Source organism: Paenibacillus sp. MAHUQ-63, assembly GCF_028765165.1.
Lineage (GTDB): Bacteria > Bacillota > Bacilli > Paenibacillales > NBRC-103111 > Paenibacillus_E.
In genome coordinates this window covers 21,084-38,830 of record NZ_JARADB010000011.1, presented here as the reverse complement: position 1 = coordinate 38,830, position 17,747 = coordinate 21,084, and the positions used below count along the sequence as shown (strand labels likewise).

Sequence of the window (17,747 nt, the reverse complement as noted above, 5' to 3'; positions counted from 1 at the left end):
ATCTTCGATTGGATTCGATTCGCCTTAGCTGCCTTGTCCGTGGCACTGTTTGAACTTCTTGCCGCTGCCGCATGGGCATGGGTCGTTGCGTCCGATACGGTTCTCGTCGCCGCGTACGACTGGCTTTTTGCCTGCAGCTTCATTCTTTGTATCCACCGCTTGGCCTTCTGCTACCGCTTGACGCTCCAGGTTGCTCTGTACATGTGCCTTCATGATATACATCGCGACTTCCTCACGAATGTTCTCAATCATCTCTTGGAACATCTCGAAGCCTTCGAACTGGTACTCACGAAGCGGATCCGTACCACCGTAAGCACGCAGGTGAATCCCTTGGCGCAGCTGATCCATCGCATCGATGTGATCCATCCATTTGGAGTCTACCGCACGCAGCGCGACAACCTTCTCGAATTCACGCATGAATTCCGGACCGATCTCTTCTTCACGCTCATCGTAGCGTTTGGCTACGAGCTCTTTAATATATTCGATAATCTCTTCTTGCTCTTTGCCCCAAATATCTTGATCGCTGATGTGCGCATCTTCCTGAAGGAAGTTGTTATTCACAAAATTAGCGACCTCTTGCAATTCCCATTCTTCCGGGATCGTTTCTTCCGGACAATGTGCTTTCACGACACGCTCGATCACAGCGTTGATCATACCCTCGATCACTTCGCGGATATTTTCCGATTCCAGCAGCTCGCGGCGCTGTTTATAAATGATCTCACGCTGTTGGTTCATGACGTCGTCATACTGTAGAACGACTTTCCGCACGTCGAAGTTATTACCCTCAACGCGCTTCTGAGCAGACTCCACCGCACGCGAGATCAGCTTGCTCTCGATCGGTTGGTCCTCTTCCATCCCGAGGCGGTCCATCATCGCCATGATGTTCTCCGCACCGAAACGCTTCATCAATTCATCCTCCAGAGAGAGATAGAATTGGGAGGAACCCGGGTCGCCTTGACGTCCCGCACGTCCGCGCAGCTGGTTGTCGATCCGTCTGCTCTCATGACGTTCCGTACCTATAATATGCAAACCGCCGATATCGTGTACGCCTTCGCCCAACATGATATCCGTACCGCGGCCCGCCATGTTCGTTGCAATCGTGACCGCACCCGGTTGACCCGCACGCGATACGATTTCCGCCTCTTCGGCATGGTATTTGGCGTTAAGCACTTTATGCGGAACGCCTTTCTTCTTGAGCATCTCGGACAGTCTTTCCGAGTTCTCGATCGACACCGTACCTACAAGAACAGGCTGGTTCAGCTTGTGCTTCTCTACGATTTGCTCAACAACAGCCCTGAACTTACCGTTCTCCGATTTATATACCACATCCGGCATATCTTTACGAATCATCGGACGGTTCGTCGGAACGATAATAACTTCAAGACCGTAAATCTTCTTGAGCTCTTCTTCTTCCGTTTTCGCCGTACCTGTCATCCCCGCAAGCTTACGATACATCCGGAAATAGTTCTGGAACGTAATGGTCGCCAGCGTCATGCTCTCATTTTGAACCTGCAGCTGCTCTTTGGCTTCAATCGCTTGGTGCAGCCCATCGCTATATCGGCGGCCTGTCATAATCCGGCCTGTAAATTCATCGACGATCATGACCTCGTCGTCTTGAACGACGTAATCCACGTCACGCTTCATGATGAAACGCGCTTTAAGCGCTTGAGTCACGTGATGGTTAATGTTCACATTTTGATGATCGAATAAGTTCTCAATGCCGAATGCGCGCTCTGCCTTCGCGACGCCTTCTTCCGTCAGAGCAATGGAACGCACTTTGATATCAATTGTGAAGTCCTCTTCCTCTTTCAGCTTCGAAACAAAACGGTCCGCCGCATAATAAAGATCCGTGGACTTAGCGGCTTGTCCGGAAATAATCAAAGGCGTTCTCGCTTCGTCGACCAAGATCGAGTCTACTTCGTCGATTACCGCATAATACAGCGGGCGCTGAACCATCTGCTCTTTGTATAGCACCATGTTATCGCGCAGGTAGTCGAAGCCGTATTCGTTATTCGTTCCATACGTAATATCGCAAGCGTAAGCCGCTTGCTTCTCTTCATGAGAAAGCTCATGCAGGTTAACCCCAACCGTCAGGCCGAGGAATTTATAGACTTCGCCCATTTCGGCGCTATCGCGCTGTGCCAGGTAGTCATTGACCGTTACTACATGCACGCCTTTGCCCAACAAGGCATTCAAGTAAACCGGAAGGGTTCCAACTAACGTTTTCCCTTCCCCTGTTCTCATCTCCGCGATACGGCCTTCATGCAGTACCATACCTCCGATGAGCTGAACGTCGTAGTGACGCTTGCCGAGTACACGCTTGGCCGCTTCCCTCACAACAGCAAAAGCTTCCGGCAGCAAATCATCCAGATCCTCGCCCTTGGCCAGGCGTTCTCTGAACTCCACCGTTTTGCCTTTAAGCTCTTCGTCGGATAACGGCTGAATCGTCGCTTCAAGCTCGTTGATATAATCAACAGCCTTCAACATCCGTTTAACTTCCCGTTCATTGGAATCACCAAAAATTTTCTTCACTAGTCCTAGCATCGGTGAACCCCTTTCCATTGCATTCGTATCCTTAAATTGTACCACCTTTGACCAGCTTGCCGCAACAGAGCCTGTATCTCCATGCTTTAATCCATCCTGATGGCTCATAAAGCTCACGTTTTAAAACCTATTTCTATAGTATTCAATCGTTGTCCGAAATGCATGCATGCTAAATGAACGACGTCTGAGCTCCGGCTTTCAATAGAAAAAAGCTTAATTCGAACGGGTCGAATCAAGCTTTGTGGTTATCTCGTATGTGTTAGATCGCCGGCTCGATTAATCCGTATTTGCCGTCGTTACGCTTATATACTACATTCACAGTGTCTGTGTCCATATTGGAGAATACAAAGAAGTTATGACCAACCAGATTCATTTGCAAAATCGCTTCTTCCACATCCATCGGCTTCAGATCGAAGCGTTTGTTGCGGACCAATTCAAAGTCCTCTTCCTCATCCACATAGGTGACCGGCGATGTTTCGATTTTGAACAGATCGCGCTTGCCGCCTTCTTCGCGAATTTTGCGGTTGGTTCTCGTTTTGTGCTTGCGAATTTGGCGTTCCAACTTGTCCACGACCAAATCAATCGAAGCATACATGTCCGTGTTGCGTTCTTCGGCTCTTAGCAGCACGCCTGTAAGGGGAATGGATACCTCAATGGCTTGCAGACCTTTAACCACGCTTAGCTTAACTTGTACGTCGGATGTGAGGGGAGCATCAAAGTACCTATCTAGTCTTGTTAATTTCTTCTCGACATAGTCCCTGAGTGCTTCAGTTACTTCAAGGTGTTCTCCGCGAATGCTAATCATCATAGTTAAACATCTCCCTTCCTTACTTACATTATACTACATTCCACTCCATCTTCATAATTCCTTTAAATTCCGAGCATAATATTTTACGCAAAAAAACACCCCAGGACGATTCCCAGGGTGTGCATGTTCGTAGGTGTATACTAGCGGCACCGGTGTGCCGGATTCATTATAATCTGTTCACGTTAGCGGCTTGTGGTCCGCGTGCGCCTTCCACGATGTCAAACTCTACAGCTTGACCTTCGTCCAGCGTTTTGAAACCTTCAGCTTGGATCGCTGAGAAATGTACGAATACATCCCCACCGTCTTCACGCTCAATGAAGCCATAACCTTTTTCTGCGTTAAACCATTTCACTTTACCTTGCATAACGTACACATTCCCTTCGTTTTAAAAAATGTAAGCCCTTACTTTTCGACTATAACACCGTCGCGCTTGGCCTGTCAATTTGAAACTTGGCTCTAACGTAAATTTTTTGAAAATTCCGGTATATACAAGCCGTGGATAAGTGCGGAATTTGTAGAATGCTGTCGTATCAATGGTTTATCCCATTTATGCACAAAGTTATGCACAGGATTATTCACATTATCCACAGGTCCTGTTGAGGGGATTATGGATAAGTCAGGCTTGTTGTGATTTGGTTGTGTACATCGATTTATCAAATATAGGAGTATCAACTCCTGAAAGCACAGTAACGTTAAACAAATTCGCTATATCCACAAGTTCCATCGTACAAGGGTTCCTGTTTGTGATAAAATAATCTACACTTTTAAATAAACTTCGCATATCGCTAATAGAATCATTAACAACAAGGATGTCTGCTGCTCGTTCTACTCCAAAAGCTGAAATTACTTGAATAACTTTATTTACATTTCCATCAAAATTTAGTCCCTGTTCAATTCTCAAAACCAGGGTTATATCATCATTAATAGAAAATACATTCAAATACTGGTTGAGGACTTTCTCCCAAATTGGATACGTGTCATCAAAATCCGGTATAAATAGTAATCTTACACTATTTGTAGTCATCTCAATTTCTGCTATATCTTTAATCTGATTAGTTTCGAATTTATCTACAAATTCTTCTATTTCTTTACCAAACCATTCTTTATTCATATCGATTTTATGTTTACTCCAGTTCCACCATTGGATTCTCAGAAGTTGATCGATGATCTTCTCATCAAATCTATACCTCACAATTCTCATTGGATTTCCTGTAACAATGGCATATGGAGGTACATCCTTAGACACAATGGTTCCCGCACCTATAACAGCGCCGTGTCCAATATGGATTCCCGATAGTAACGTTACTTCATTGCCTACCCACACGTCATGCCCGATAATAATTTGACCTTTCTTTTTAAGTTTCCTATTCACCTCCAAAAGCGGTGATGTGGAGATAGATAAATAATCGTGGTTCCTATCAACTAGTAATTGAATATTATAAGCAAATGAGCAATAATTTCCGATATGAATGTTTATTGTTTCATTTCCTTCTGAATGCTGAACATCCATACTATTAATGTAACTATTCTTCCCAATGGTGAATAAGGGGAAATTCTCCTTCTCCCCATTTTTAAATGTAAATGTTCGAATGGAATCGCTGTACCCGACATTAATCATCCTATAACCCCTCCATAATTAATATAATCTATATCATAAGATAAACAACCTTCCGCTACGAGGCTGAAGGTTGTTTCATTTCTTTATTTCTTTCGATCAAAAAAGAGACTTTCCCCATCATAATGGTTATCATATGCATTTCTTTGCGTTTTCCCCGCGTCGAGCTTAGCCAATTGTAAACTGGCTTCATTCCTAAACTGCTCGAGCTTCTTGATGAAAATGGCATCCAAACTTAGGACGGATTGAATACGAGTCTTATATGCGCTCTTATCAATAGCTGTCGCCTTTTCTCTGGCTTCAATAAGCTTTTGCATAATCTCGCCTCGTTGCTCCATAAAGTCAGTTATACGCTCGACATCCATCGTCACCAAGTCTGCAAGGCCCTGCTGAGTCAATCGTTCTAGCTCTGTTACCAGCTTATCCATGGACAGCTCCCGCTGTTGCTGAAGCAGCGTTAACTTGTTTAGCAGCTTGAAGCCAGGTTTCTTTGAGCTCAATCAGATAACCAAGGACTTCTTCAGCAGGCTCAACCGATTTCTTCATATTAGCCTCAATCAAACGATATATAAAGTACTCATAGAGTCTCAGCAAGTCCCCGGAGATTGGTGCATTGCGATCGATTGTAATGGAGAATTCGCTAATAATATCCTGCACCTTGACTAGGTTGGTGTTAGCGTCTTGGTAGTTCGTATTTTTCAAAGCCTCTATACCGGCGCGGCAAAAGCGAATGGCGCCGTCACAAAGCATAATTAGCAATTGTGCCGGGCTAGCGGTTTGTACCGTATTCTCCAAGTATTTATTACGTTGGGCTTGAATCATTTGTTATTCCCCCTAGTAAAAAGTAGGACTCTTCTTAGCCCATTTATTGAGACAACAGTTGCGAACTTTGCGCTTGCATCTGGCTTATATATTTTTCCATTGCAGTAAATTGATTGTAGTAACGAGTTTCAAGGGCTTCAAGCTTATCAGTCATAGCGTCAATCCGTTTATCCATATCCTTCATGGTTTTACCCATTAGGTAACTTGTATCCACACTGTTGGTAATGCCTGCTTTAGCTGTGATGTTCTTAAATAAAGCATCGGCTTGGTCTGACAAACGTCTCGCTAGCCCATCTCCTTTATCCGAGTCCTTTAAGCCATCATTCGCTGTGAATAATGCCATTACTTCGTCCGGCTTTTCCGCAATCGCCTTTTTTAGCTTATCTTCGTCAATGTAGATCTTACCATTCTCCAGATAGCTCCCGGATATGACACTCCCGCTTATATTCGTACTAGAAATACCAATTTGGGATAACGTTTTGGCATTACCAACAGGAAGACCGTCGATTGCTGAAGAGAAGGATGTCCTGAAATTGGTCAGCCCACGGGTTAGCAGGGAGTCACTGCGCAACGTACCGCTCTTCGCCTTATCTTCCCATTGCTTAATTTGATCTTCTTCCATAGCTTCTCGTTGCTCGTCTGTTAATGGACTAAAATCACGATACCTTTTCTCTGATAATTTCGTATTAACGGAGTCTACCAGCTCGTTATATTTATCTACAAATGATTTAATAGCGTTAAAGACACTATCCACATCACGTGTATTCGTGATATTAACAGCTGTAGACTGTTCTTTTTTAATCGTAATGTTCATTCCACTGATTGAGAAAGTATTCGTATCATACTCGGCAGCCGCGCCGTTAAATTCAATCTGCGCTTTCTGGCCTTTAATACTGTACGCAGCATAATCTTGATCTGCTGTTGTGATTGGTGCCTTCACACCTAATTTATCCAGCAAATCATAAGTGTCAGTTGTGCCATCACCGAACGTAATTGTTTTAGTTTGATCCGGGTTATTGAAAGCAATTTTATTATTTGCATCCAAATAGGCGGAAACTCCCGATTTCCCAATGTCCGAACTATTGATTTGATCAATTAGCTGGCCTACTGTCGTCGTTTTTGTAATATCCATGTCAAAGGATTTGCCATTAACCTCCACATGAAACTTTTGGGTAGTTGTGAGATCCTCATCGATCAAGGTGGTGATGCCCGACGCAAACACCTGGGTACCTGTGATGATTTGACCCTTGTTCACTTGGTCTACCGGAACTGGTGTAGTTGGTGTACCCGAGTTCAACTTTAAAAGGGAATTTAACAGATTGTGTCCATTCTCTTCACTGCCCATTTTAAGATTAATCTCTGCCTTACTACCCGTAGAAGAGGAAGCAAAGAAAAACTTGTCCAACGTAGCATCATAACTCATTGTAACACCTGTCGTGCTCGTTTTTGCATTAACAGCAGCAACTAGACCGGCGATAGTATCCGTTGGCTTCACATTGATTGTTGCCGATCCTTTTTCACCCCCAATTGTCAACGTAGTTGCTTTGGTGAAAGTTGCGTCAATTGCTTTGAGCTCTGCCGTTTCTGAAGCCAGCCCCGTCTTACCTGAAGTAACGGACGCAGAAGTCGCGAGCTTAATTATCTTCAAAGAGTAAATCCCTTCCGGAGCTGTAGCCGTCGAAGTTACTGAAACAACACTATCATCAGCAGAAGTGGACTTCTTAGTTTGATACACGGCTTGGCGTGTCATGTCTGATGCAGCACTCCGGAAATTCAAAATCTTAGTGTTCATAGCGCGGTAATCGTCACGTTGCCATTCCAGCAGTTGCTTTTGCTGTTTCAACTTATCTTGAGGAATTCGTGCAGCTGCGACCAATTTCTTAACGGTTTCATCAATATCTATGCCTGTATTCGAAAACCCGCTTAAACGCATTACCATGTTATTCTGTCCTCTCCAATTAGATAGCTATCTTTTCTCATCTACAAGGATTCCTGCCATTTGCCACAGCTTGGCGACGAAATCCAAGCTCTTTTCTGGTGGGATTTCACGAATTGTTTCACCAGTGTCCTTATCTAAAACTTTCACAGAAATCAGCTTTGTCTTCTGGTGGATGGAAAATTCAAGAGACGTTGTTCTCCCTTGAATAGCCTTGATTGCATGTTCAATCGCCTTAACTAGCTGAGCATCACTAATCGTAACATTTTCACCTTGAAGCTCGGCCTGTTTGAGCTCTGATGTATTGGTAATGTTGGATGCAATGAATGCCGCAGCATTTTCGGTTCCGATCTCATCCAATTTATGGACCCTTACTGGCTCAGGAGCCGGCCTGTTATCCCCGTTACTTCCATACCCACCAATTGGGTTACTAATGGTCATAGAAAAACCTCCATCCGAAGATATACGTATATCTTTTATATCGGATGGAGGTTGTTTAGTTGTTATAGTCTTTGTGTATATTTTACTTTTCAAAACAATGGAAGCTTAATCTCTCTATTCTCTCTAGCTGATTGATAAATCGCAAGTATCACCTCTAATGATTTCCTTCCCTCATTTCCATCAGTTCCCGCCATGGCTCCATTCATGAGCACATCCGTAACATTTTCATAATATCCTTGATGGCCGAATCCATAAACCGATGGAGGCGTATAACTTGCATCATGAACAAGAATGTCATCCTCGTCTGGCTCATCAAATTCCCATTTCTCAATTGTATTTACGGATGTCCCCCCAACAATCACAGTGCCTTTTTCACCAAGGATAGTTAAGTTACCTGCAAGGTTTTTAGGGTAGGTTAGCATGGTCACGTTCATATTCCCAATTACACCATTTTGAAAACGTAATACAGCACTCCCTGTATCCTCTGCCTCAATGTCACGACCCATAGTATCAGTAATAGCGTATACTTTCTCTACATCACCAATTAACCATTCTAACATGTCCACATAATGACTAGCTTGGTTCATAAATGCTCCGCCATCTAACTCCCATGTCCCTCGCCAGGATGCCGCGTCATAATAGCTCTGTGGCCGTTGCCAGAACACATTTACAGTAGCCATATAGATTTTCCCAAATCTATTCTTTTTAACAGCTCTTTTAACAAGCTGAAGAGTCGTATTTAATCTGTTTTGTTTAACCACGAATAATTTAACATCATTTTTTATAGAAGCTTCTATCATCATATCAGCATCTTTTAATGTAATTGCCATAGGTTTTTCTGTAATTACATGAATTTTTCTGGATGCTGCCATGACTGCCTGCTTAGAATGTAGACCACTTGGTGTACACAGAGTCACTATGTTAATTTCTGATTTATCCAACATTTCTTCATAAGATGTATAAGAAGCAACATCCCATTTCTGAGCTGCTTCTTCAACTCTTTCTTGAAGAGCATCACAAACAGCGACTAGTTCTAAATTGGGGTTCTTATCGATCGCTTCAAAATGATTTGCTGATATTCTTCCACAGCCAACTAAAGCGACTTTTAGTTTTTTTCCACCCATTTCAATCGCTCCATTCTCTATAAAACCTCTATATTGGACCGGTTTCTAATATGCTTAAACGCATTCTTCGTGTCAAAAATAAATTTAGCATCCCGTGCAATAGCTTCATAGTCGTATTGTGTATGCATCGTAGTTAAAATAACTAGGTCTGAATTATTAAGTTTCTCATGATTTAGTTCGATGGACCGATATTCCTTCCCTTGATGTTTAAATTCCGGAATATATGGGTCATAATAGCTGATTAATGCCCCCTCTTTCTCTAGATGCTCAATAACTTTTAAAGCAGGAGATTCCCTCAGATCATCAATATCTTGTTTGTATGCTACACCAAGAAGTAAAATCTTGGAACCGTTCATCGTTTTTTTGAAGCGATTTAAAATCTTCATACTTCTTTCTGTCACAAACTGCGGCATATAGATATTTATCTCACCTGCAGTTTCAATCAACCTAGTGTGATAATCATATTCTCTAGCTTTCCAAGTTAGGTAAAAGGGGTCAACAGGAATACAATGCCCTCCTAATCCAGGACCTGGATAGAATGCCATAAAGCCATATGGTTTTGACTTTGCAGCATCAATAACTTCCCAGACATTAATCCCCATTTTATTGCAAAGTATTGCCATTTCGTTTGCAAGCGCAATATTTATATTTCGAAAAGTATTTTCGAGTATTTTCTCCATCTCTGCTACAGCTGGACTAGAAACTTCATGAATTTCCCCCTCTAAAACACTTCGATATAAAGCAGCAGCGAGTCTAGTACTGACTTCTCCTACTCCTCCTACAACTTTCGGCGTATTTTTTGTACCATAAAGCTTGTTTCCCGGATCTACACGTTCAGGCGAAAAAGCCAAAAAGAAATCCTCTCCACATTTTAGGCCACTTCCTTCAAGAATTGGCTTCAATATTTCTTCAGTCGTACCAGGATACGTCGTACTTTCAAGAATGATTAACATTTCCTTGTTTAAAAATTTCGCAATGTCTTTTGTTGAATTAACAACATAAGAAATATCAGGTTGATAGTACTTATCCAATGGTGTTGGAACACAAATTGCAATACAATCTACATCTTTAACAAACGAGAAATCGGAAGTTGCCGAAAGCATTCCTTTTGAAACTATGTCCGTAAACTCGCTATCAATAATATCACCTATATAATTTATCCCTTGGTTTACCTTCTCAACTTTGTCTACTTGAATATCAAATCCAATGACGCGGAATCCTGCCTTTGCTTTCTCTAAGGCTAGTGGAAGGCCTACGTAACCTAAACCAACAACTCCAATAACCGCAGTTTTAGTTTGAATTTTCCTTAGCAAGGTCTCGCTCATATTAGCACTTCCCTTATTTGTCCATCAATCAATATATACTCAAACTTACATTTTAAGCAGATAGCTTGATCCTGTATAAATCGAAGTTTTTCCCCACATTGACAAACCCAACCTACTATCTTTGATGGATTCCCAACAACAAGAGCATGATCTGGGATATCCTTTGTTATAACTGCACCTGCACCAACAAATGCATATTTACCAATATTATGCCCACAAACTATCGTAGCATTAGCACCGATTGTTGCACCTTTTCCAACTAGAGTTTGTTTATATTCACTTTTACGATTAATATGGCTTCTTGGATTAGTAACATTTGTAAAGACACAAGATGGACCTAAAAATACGTCATCTTCGCAAGTAACCCCAGTATAAACGGATACGTTATTTTGGACTTTAACATTATTACCCAAAATAACATACGGCGAAATGACAACATTCTGACCAATATTACAATTATTACCTATTTTTGAGTTAGCCATAATATGACTAAAATGCCAAACCTTTGTTCCAGTACCTATTTCACATGGCTGGTCAACATAGCTCGATTCATGAATAAAAACTTCAGGTTCCATCTTGATTCTCGCTTTCAAATTGATTTATGCAATCAATAATGTAATCTTGTTCAGCTTGAGACATCTCCGGATACAGTGGCAAAGCAAGAGTTCGATGAGATAAATACTCAGATACCGGCAGATCTCCCATTTTATAATTCAAATGTTGGTAGACTGTTTGAAGATGGAGAGGAACAGGATAATAAACACCTGTTGATATGCCCTTCATACTTAAATATTTTACTAATTGACTTCTTGTTTCCGTTTGAACAATATAAAGATGAAAAACTTCTCTTCCTTGACTTGAAACTTTTGGAGTCACTAATAAAGTTTCATTTAAATTCTTTGTATATCTTGCTGCCAATTGTCTCCTAGAATCATTCCATTTGTCTAAGTAGACTAACTTAATTCGTAGAACAGCGGCTTGAATTTCGTCTAATCTTGAATTATATCCCACTAAATAATTATAGTATTTTGCTGATTGCTCATCTAAACCACTTATTGTTTTTGTGTTTGATTCATCTAAACCGGGATTTAAATTTCTGTACGCAAGCATTCCCGCATGTCCACTGCCGTGAGCTTTAAGCCCCCTTACAATTGTTGCTATTTTATCGGAATTGGTCACCATCAACCCACCGTCACCGAACGCTCCTAAATTCTTAGTCGGAAAGAAAGAAAAGCATCCAATATCTCCTATTGTCCCAACCTTCTTTTCCTTATACTCCGCCCCTATAGCTTGGCATGCATCCTCAATAATATATAAAGAATACTTTTTGGCTATATCAATAATAGGATCCATCTCAACAGATTGTCCAAATATATGAACAGGTATAATTGCCTTTGTCTTAGAGTTCACTTTTGATTCAATTAAAGTCGGATTTATATTATAAGTATCTTGATTTACATCAACAAAAACTGGTGTTGCTCCAACACTTGAGATTGCCTCAGCGGTAGCGAAAAACGTAAATGGAGACGTAATCACTTCATCACCAGGTCCAATACCCAAAGCTTTTAAAGAAATGATAAGTGCATCAGTACCATTTGCACAAGAGATTGCATACTTACAACCTAAGTATGAAGCTATCTCGGATTCAAATGCTTTTACCTCTGGTCCCGAAATGTATTGAGTTGATTCTGTAACCCTTATTAATACATTGTCTACCATATCTTTAATATTTAAATATTGTTTTGATAGATCAAGTAAAGGTATTTTCATTTTTCCTCCAAATTTTACAAACTTATGGAAATTTTCAAATCTGGACTTAAGTAAGCAATAAACATTTTATCTGTAAGATTCTATGTTTTAAATTAAAATTGTTTACAATATAGTTTCTATATTCAAAAGAATTATAAGATTGGCTTTTTACTATTTGCACTAAATCGTCAAAAGTATTCCAGATATACGAGGAAGGATATATCTCTCTGGCCCCAACAAAATTATGAATGAGCGGCTTTATTCCTTTGATCATAGCCTCCATTAAAGACATTGATTGTGATTCTAATAAACTAGTAGAAAGTATATAATTCTTATCTTCTAGCCAAACTTCAACATTTTCTTGCCAACCTTCGTAAATGACGCTCCCCTGAAGTCCGAATTCTTCTATCATTTGATTAAAGTATAGAACATACCTAGGATCTTGAAATTTACCTGCTATATACAATTTATATCTATTATCAAAATCATGTATAGCTTTAAACGAGTGGAGTAGTATCATCGGCCCCTTTTTATAATTAATATATCCAACGTATGCAATTCTGAACCCTGTTCTCCTCTCCTTAAAGGTATGAAAATCAATATCTACGCCATTAGGAATAACTATTGTACTTTCTATCTTTAATAACTTTTGCTGTGAAAGTACATATTTTCTAATATGTTCCGCTACAAAAATAACTTTATATATATTTGTCCAGTTTACTTGATGAATGTAATCCGTGAATGCTTCATAACTATGGAGTCTACATATGATCTTTTTTTTATTTGCTATGGGATGATTACTCCCATAGGTAATTAAATCATCACACCATTCGAACCAAGCAACATCACACCATTTAAGCCCCTCTTCTATTTGCTTGTCACTTGTAACAATTATTTTTCTTGTGTGAAAATCTTGTTTTAGTTCATTAATAACAGAGTCCAGAAAGCTATCCATACCCGGTTTAACAAAAAAAACCAGTCTTTCTTTTTGTGTTCTAAGTATTTTTTCGTTCAATCTAACTAGTGCAGATGAAATATCATTGCTTTGATCTAAATTATTAGCCAAAGTACCGGCTTTAAGGTAATTTGTATAAGCCTTATTTGATTGACCTTTCACTTCATTTATATAACCTAAATTGAATAATAAATCAAAATCATTTGGTCTTCTTTCAAGTCCCTTAAGTACTTCAACTTCAGCTATATCAAGCCTTTTATTCATAATCATAATAACTGCTCTCATAGAATAAATATCAATATCTTCAGGCATAACTTTCTCATATTGTTCTAATGCGAGAATGGCATCATCATATTTCCTTTCTTCAATCATTCTTTTAATATTATCTTTATTTTTTTGAATCTCCTTAATAATTCTATATGAATTCGAATCCATTGGTTTTGTTCACCTCAACTTCAATTGAAGATAAAAATTGATCCCTAAAAGTGTTAAGAACCAAGGTGAGATAAGGATATTCTTCAACAGCCTCTTTAAAGTATTTAATTCCAGATTTATAATTCCCTTTCTCAACAGCTTCTTTTGCTAAGTACAATAGAATTATAAATTTGTCTTCCTCTTGGTCCAAAGTTGAATAATTTAACTTCATACGATCCATTCGATAAATCTGGTTAACACGATTAATACTATGCTCAAAATATTTCATGAAAATTTCAAAATGAATTTTTTCGATTTCACTATTTGCTTCTTTGACATACTCAATAGTGTTTAGCAATAACACATTAGCTATACATGTGTAAACCCGATTCCCTTCGTAATCTGAGTCCCTTATTACCCCATATTTTAAATAAGTCAGAAACGATCCTTCTAGAACCGTATAATGATCTAATAAATACTTAATAAATATTTTTAGCTTCTTACTTTTAATTTTCTTAAAAGCTGCTAAAACTTCCTTCTGGTCTCTGTCGAAATTTCTAAATACTTCTGCATAAAATATATCCTTATCACTAAAGTCTGTTGTACGTATGAATTCTTTAGTTAAGAACTCGCTCATTTCTCCATTAGCGTTCCGAATTTTATTAAGTACGGCATAATCATCACTACCCGAAGCAAATTCCTGAGTAACTGACTTCTTCTGATTATGTGTCATGGATTCTCTTAGATATTCGATCTGATCAATCATTGCTTTTTTAAGAGTATCATCCAATGTTTCATAAATCATTCTTAAATCTTTATAACAATCCAGTTTAAAATATATATTTATTAAAAAATGAGTTCTTTCTTTAGAGTCCACCATTTTCAATGCATGCACAAGGGCTTCATCAAACATTTCAATTACATAATATTGGTTTGCAAGAACAGACTGCATCATATTTCTAGAAAAGAGATCTGCGCACATCATAATAATTGCAGGATCTTTTGTAATATCAAGTTGATCATATTTGTCCATTAGAGTAAGGTGCGCATTTGCATGCTCAATTGCCTTACTCGCATCTTCTTCTGCCTGATATGCCAAACTAATGTAATAGTGTAAATCTATATAATCCTCTTTTAGACTTAACCCTTCTGAACATATTTTAATACATTCTTTAAATTTTTTGTTTGCATAGCTTTCTCTTCCATACTCCGCGTAAATATAAGCATATTTCCCCCTTGCATTAAGTGGGAGTTCACACAATATCCCATACGATTTTCTGATTTCTTCCAATGCTTCTTTCAGATCTCCATGTATATAATAGCTATTAGCTAATTGATAGCGATAATATAGATTTTTTGGATCCCTTAATAACTCTTGCTTTAAAATTGTTGCTGTCCTTTGAAACTTGCGCTCTAATAGCTCTTTGTTGTCAAATTGGTACCCATAATGATTAAGGACTATCGGGGCCAGCATCACTGGAGGCTTTAAATTAGGCTGGTTATGAACAGCACCTTCGTATTTAAAGGTAGACTCATTTCGGAACAAACGATAAGAAATATAGGTTAAATAATTTTTGTCATCCGTTGACTTAACATAGTCATGCATCTTAAATTGGACTGTATTATATTTATCTAATTCTCTGAGCCGCAATAAAGCAAGTAATTTTTCACCCTCAACTAATTCTTCATCTGCATCTAAGATAAAAATCCATTCACCTTTTGCATAAGAAATGGTTATATTTCTCATTTCTGAAAAGTGATTATTCCATGGGTGATGATATACTTTTTCTGTATATTTTTGCGCTATTTGTATGGTGGCATCAGTTGATCCAGTATCAACAATTATTAACTCTATGGAATCATTTCCCAATAACACTGCTAGACTATCTAAACATCGTACCAAGTTTTTTTCTTCATTTTTTACCATCATACAGATACTCAATTTATAAGTATTCCTTTTCATTTCATCACCTACATTATCCAAATTATATATTTAAGCTCCAATACTCAAGAAGCGGCTTAATTTCAAACTCTGCGATATCAACAAATAATTCAAAATCATTATTTTCAATAGCAACTAACAGTTTTTCTAAGTATTCATTTAATTCCTCAACTTTTATGATTTCGTTTAATGTTTCGTTAAGGGCATTAGCTAATAAAGTAAATTGATCTATAGTTGAGATTATAACCTCTTGCTTACTTTTAGGACTAGTTAATTCATTTCTAAGTACTCTTATATATTGTATTGTTGCAATAAGTAGTTCTTTCAATTCCATATATGGTTACCCCTTCACAGAAATTTTGTATAATATAAAAGGCTCTGGTACCCCAGAGCCTTTTTTGATATAAAAAAGAAAATTATCTCAGCAATTGAAGAACACCTTGTGGTTGCTGATTTGCTTGAGCCAACATTGCTTGAGCAGCTTGTGAAAGGATGTTGTTCTTAGTGAAATCCATCATTTCTTTAGCCATATCCACATCGCGGATACGAGACTCAGCAGCTGTTAAGTTCTCAGAAGCTGTTTGCAAATTGTTAATTGTGTGTTCGAGACGGTTCTGTACAGCACCCATTTTGGAACGTTGGGAAGATACGTTTTTGATTGCACTATCCAAAGAAGTAAGTGCTTGAGATGCACTGGTTGCAGTAGAAATATCAACACTTGATAGTCCTAAAGCAGCAGTACGCATATCGCTGATACCAAAGCTAATGGTCTGGCCACGATTCGCACCAATTTGGAATGATACTCCGCCATTACCAGTAGCCTCTGTTTGGGCTTGATTCAAACCAAGATCACTAACGGTAGTTTTTCCTTCAAGGTCTTTGAACGTAACTGGGCCATTTTGTCCTACTACAGAAATGCGACCATCTTTAGTTTCATTGACCTTAATATCTTCAATGTAACCTTCTTGGCCTTTAGTCTTACCTTGCAATTTATTATAAGCACTTGTAGCAACTTTTAATGCATTTTGAAGTTGAGTTGCAAGGTTTGCTTCGGTTGTTGTTCCACCAGTGATTGCTGCAATAGAAACTTGCAGTGTTACATCTCCAACATTCACAGTGAATTTGGAACCAGCTGCGATGTTTTGACCATTGTATTTACTTGTACCAGCAGTTGAGGTCGCAGTTGCACTAGTAAATCCTTTAACTACACCAGTACCACTGGAAACACTGATATTTGAATCAACACCTTTTGTTCCACTTTGAAGAACTAACTTACCAGCACTATCTACATAACCCGTAATATGTGCAGTGTTTTTACCACTTGCATCAATTGCTTCATTAATTTTATTAATGATAAGATCTTTTGCTTTCGTTTGCGAAACAGAGTCTGCCTTATTCACACCAGTGAGAATGGCCTTCTCGTCTGTTGTGAGGTTCTGCCAGTTAACTTCGATTTCATTACCATCGATTTTAAGAGTTTCTTTAACAAAATGAGCGTTTGTAACGAGCGTTCCCGTGGACCCCATAGCACCAGTCGCTTGAAGTTTACCTTCAGTTAACTTTGCAGTAATCGCACTCGTAGTTGTATCCTGAGCTACGTTAGCACCAGCAGCACCTTTCAAAGCGCCATTCAGCAATTTCTGAGTATTGAACTCAGTTGTGTTACCGATACGGTCGATTTCGTCTTTCAGCTGTTTAACCTCTTCTTGAAGAGCTGCACGGTCGTCAGCTGTGTTCGTTCCGTTAGCGGATTGGTCAGCCAATTCACGCATACGTTGAAGAATGGAGTGAGTTTCGTTCAACGCACCCTCAGCTGTTTGGATCAAGGAGATACCGTCTTGAGCATTCTTAGCAGCCATATCCAAACCGCGGATTTGCGCTCTCATTTTCTCGGAGATAGCAAGACCTGCTGCATCGTCGCCAGCACGGTTAATACGAAGACCGGAAGACAATTTCTCAAGGGATTTGCTTGCTGCTGCAGTGTTACCAGTCAATTGACGGTGAGTGTTCGCTGCTGCGATGTTGTGATTAATTCTCATTTTTCTTCCTCCTGAAGGTTCGTTTGATCCACG

16 protein-coding genes are annotated in these 17,747 nt (G+C 39.4%); all 16 read right to left on the bottom strand.

The window, feature by feature from the left end:
* Positions 1–24: 24 nt before the first annotated feature.
* Positions 25–2,544 (bottom strand): preprotein translocase subunit SecA, encoded by a 2,520-nt coding sequence (gene secA, locus PUT07_RS32530; protein WP_274472955.1) that lies wholly within the window; start codon positions 2,542–2,544, stop codon positions 25–27.
* Positions 2,545–2,803: 259 nt separating this feature from the next.
* Positions 2,804–3,352, bottom strand: coding sequence for a ribosome hibernation-promoting factor, HPF/YfiA family (hpf, locus tag PUT07_RS32525; RefSeq protein WP_274472954.1), 549 nt, complete (start codon positions 3,350–3,352; stop codon positions 2,804–2,806).
* A gap of 166 nt (positions 3,353–3,518) precedes the next feature.
* Positions 3,519–3,716, bottom strand: a complete 198-nt coding sequence (locus PUT07_RS32520; protein ID WP_274472953.1) for a cold shock domain-containing protein — start codon at positions 3,714–3,716, stop codon at positions 3,519–3,521.
* A 252-nt stretch (positions 3,717–3,968) separates the two neighbouring features.
* Positions 3,969–4,970 (bottom strand): CatB-related O-acetyltransferase, encoded by a 1,002-nt coding sequence (locus tag PUT07_RS32515; RefSeq protein WP_274472952.1) that lies wholly within the window; start codon positions 4,968–4,970, stop codon positions 3,969–3,971.
* An 83-nt stretch (positions 4,971–5,053) separates the two neighbouring features.
* Positions 5,054–5,395: a hypothetical protein gene (locus PUT07_RS32510; protein WP_274472951.1), complete on the bottom strand. Its 342-nt coding sequence runs from the start codon at positions 5,393–5,395 to the stop codon at positions 5,054–5,056.
* Entirely contained in the window at positions 5,388–5,789 is a 402-nt protein-coding gene (fliS, locus tag PUT07_RS32505; RefSeq protein WP_274472950.1) for a flagellar export chaperone FliS, read from the bottom strand. Before fliS ends, PUT07_RS32510 begins: the two co-directional genes overlap by 8 nt.
* 43 nt (positions 5,790–5,832) lie before the next feature.
* Positions 5,833–7,728 carry a flagellar filament capping protein FliD gene (gene fliD, locus PUT07_RS32500; protein WP_274472949.1) on the bottom strand — a complete coding sequence of 632 codons (1,896 nt, stop codon included), beginning with the start codon at positions 7,726–7,728 and terminating at the stop codon, positions 5,833–5,835.
* A gap of 27 nt (positions 7,729–7,755) precedes the next feature.
* Entirely contained in the window at positions 7,756–8,166 is a 411-nt protein-coding gene (locus tag PUT07_RS32495) for a flagellar protein FlaG (protein WP_274472948.1), read from the bottom strand.
* 89 nt (positions 8,167–8,255) lie between these two features.
* The gene (locus tag PUT07_RS32490; protein ID WP_274472947.1) at positions 8,256–9,290 is read right to left on the bottom strand and encodes a Gfo/Idh/MocA family protein; all 1,035 of its coding nucleotides are present in this window, start codon (positions 9,288–9,290) and stop codon (positions 8,256–8,258) included.
* Between the two features lie 17 nt (positions 9,291–9,307).
* Positions 9,308–10,615, bottom strand: a complete 1,308-nt coding sequence (locus tag PUT07_RS32485; protein ID WP_274472946.1) for a nucleotide sugar dehydrogenase — start codon at positions 10,613–10,615, stop codon at positions 9,308–9,310.
* A complete protein-coding gene (locus PUT07_RS32480) occupies positions 10,612–11,190 on the bottom strand; it encodes an acyltransferase (protein WP_274472945.1) in 579 nt (192 codons plus the stop codon). The genes PUT07_RS32485 and PUT07_RS32480 overlap by 4 nt, the downstream gene beginning before the upstream one ends.
* Positions 11,180–12,385 carry a DegT/DnrJ/EryC1/StrS family aminotransferase gene (locus PUT07_RS32475; RefSeq protein WP_274472943.1) on the bottom strand — a complete coding sequence of 402 codons (1,206 nt, stop codon included), beginning with the start codon at positions 12,383–12,385 and terminating at the stop codon, positions 11,180–11,182. Before PUT07_RS32475 ends, PUT07_RS32480 begins: the two co-directional genes overlap by 11 nt.
* A gap of 46 nt (positions 12,386–12,431) precedes the next feature.
* The gene (locus PUT07_RS32470; protein ID WP_274472942.1) at positions 12,432–13,754 is read right to left on the bottom strand and encodes a glycosyltransferase; all 1,323 of its coding nucleotides are present in this window, start codon (positions 13,752–13,754) and stop codon (positions 12,432–12,434) included.
* Complete coding sequence (locus PUT07_RS32465) at positions 13,735–15,717, bottom strand: glycosyltransferase (RefSeq protein WP_274472941.1); 1,983 nt, start codon at positions 15,715–15,717, stop codon at positions 13,735–13,737. Before PUT07_RS32465 ends, PUT07_RS32470 begins: the two co-directional genes overlap by 20 nt.
* Position 15,718: 1 nt before the next feature.
* Positions 15,719–16,009, bottom strand: coding sequence for a hypothetical protein (locus PUT07_RS32460; protein ID WP_274472940.1), 291 nt, complete (start codon positions 16,007–16,009; stop codon positions 15,719–15,721).
* Positions 16,010–16,091: 82 nt separating this feature from the next.
* Complete coding sequence (locus tag PUT07_RS32455) at positions 16,092–17,714, bottom strand: flagellin N-terminal helical domain-containing protein (protein ID WP_274472939.1); 1,623 nt, start codon at positions 17,712–17,714, stop codon at positions 16,092–16,094.
* Between the last annotated feature and the right edge of the window lie 33 nt (positions 17,715–17,747).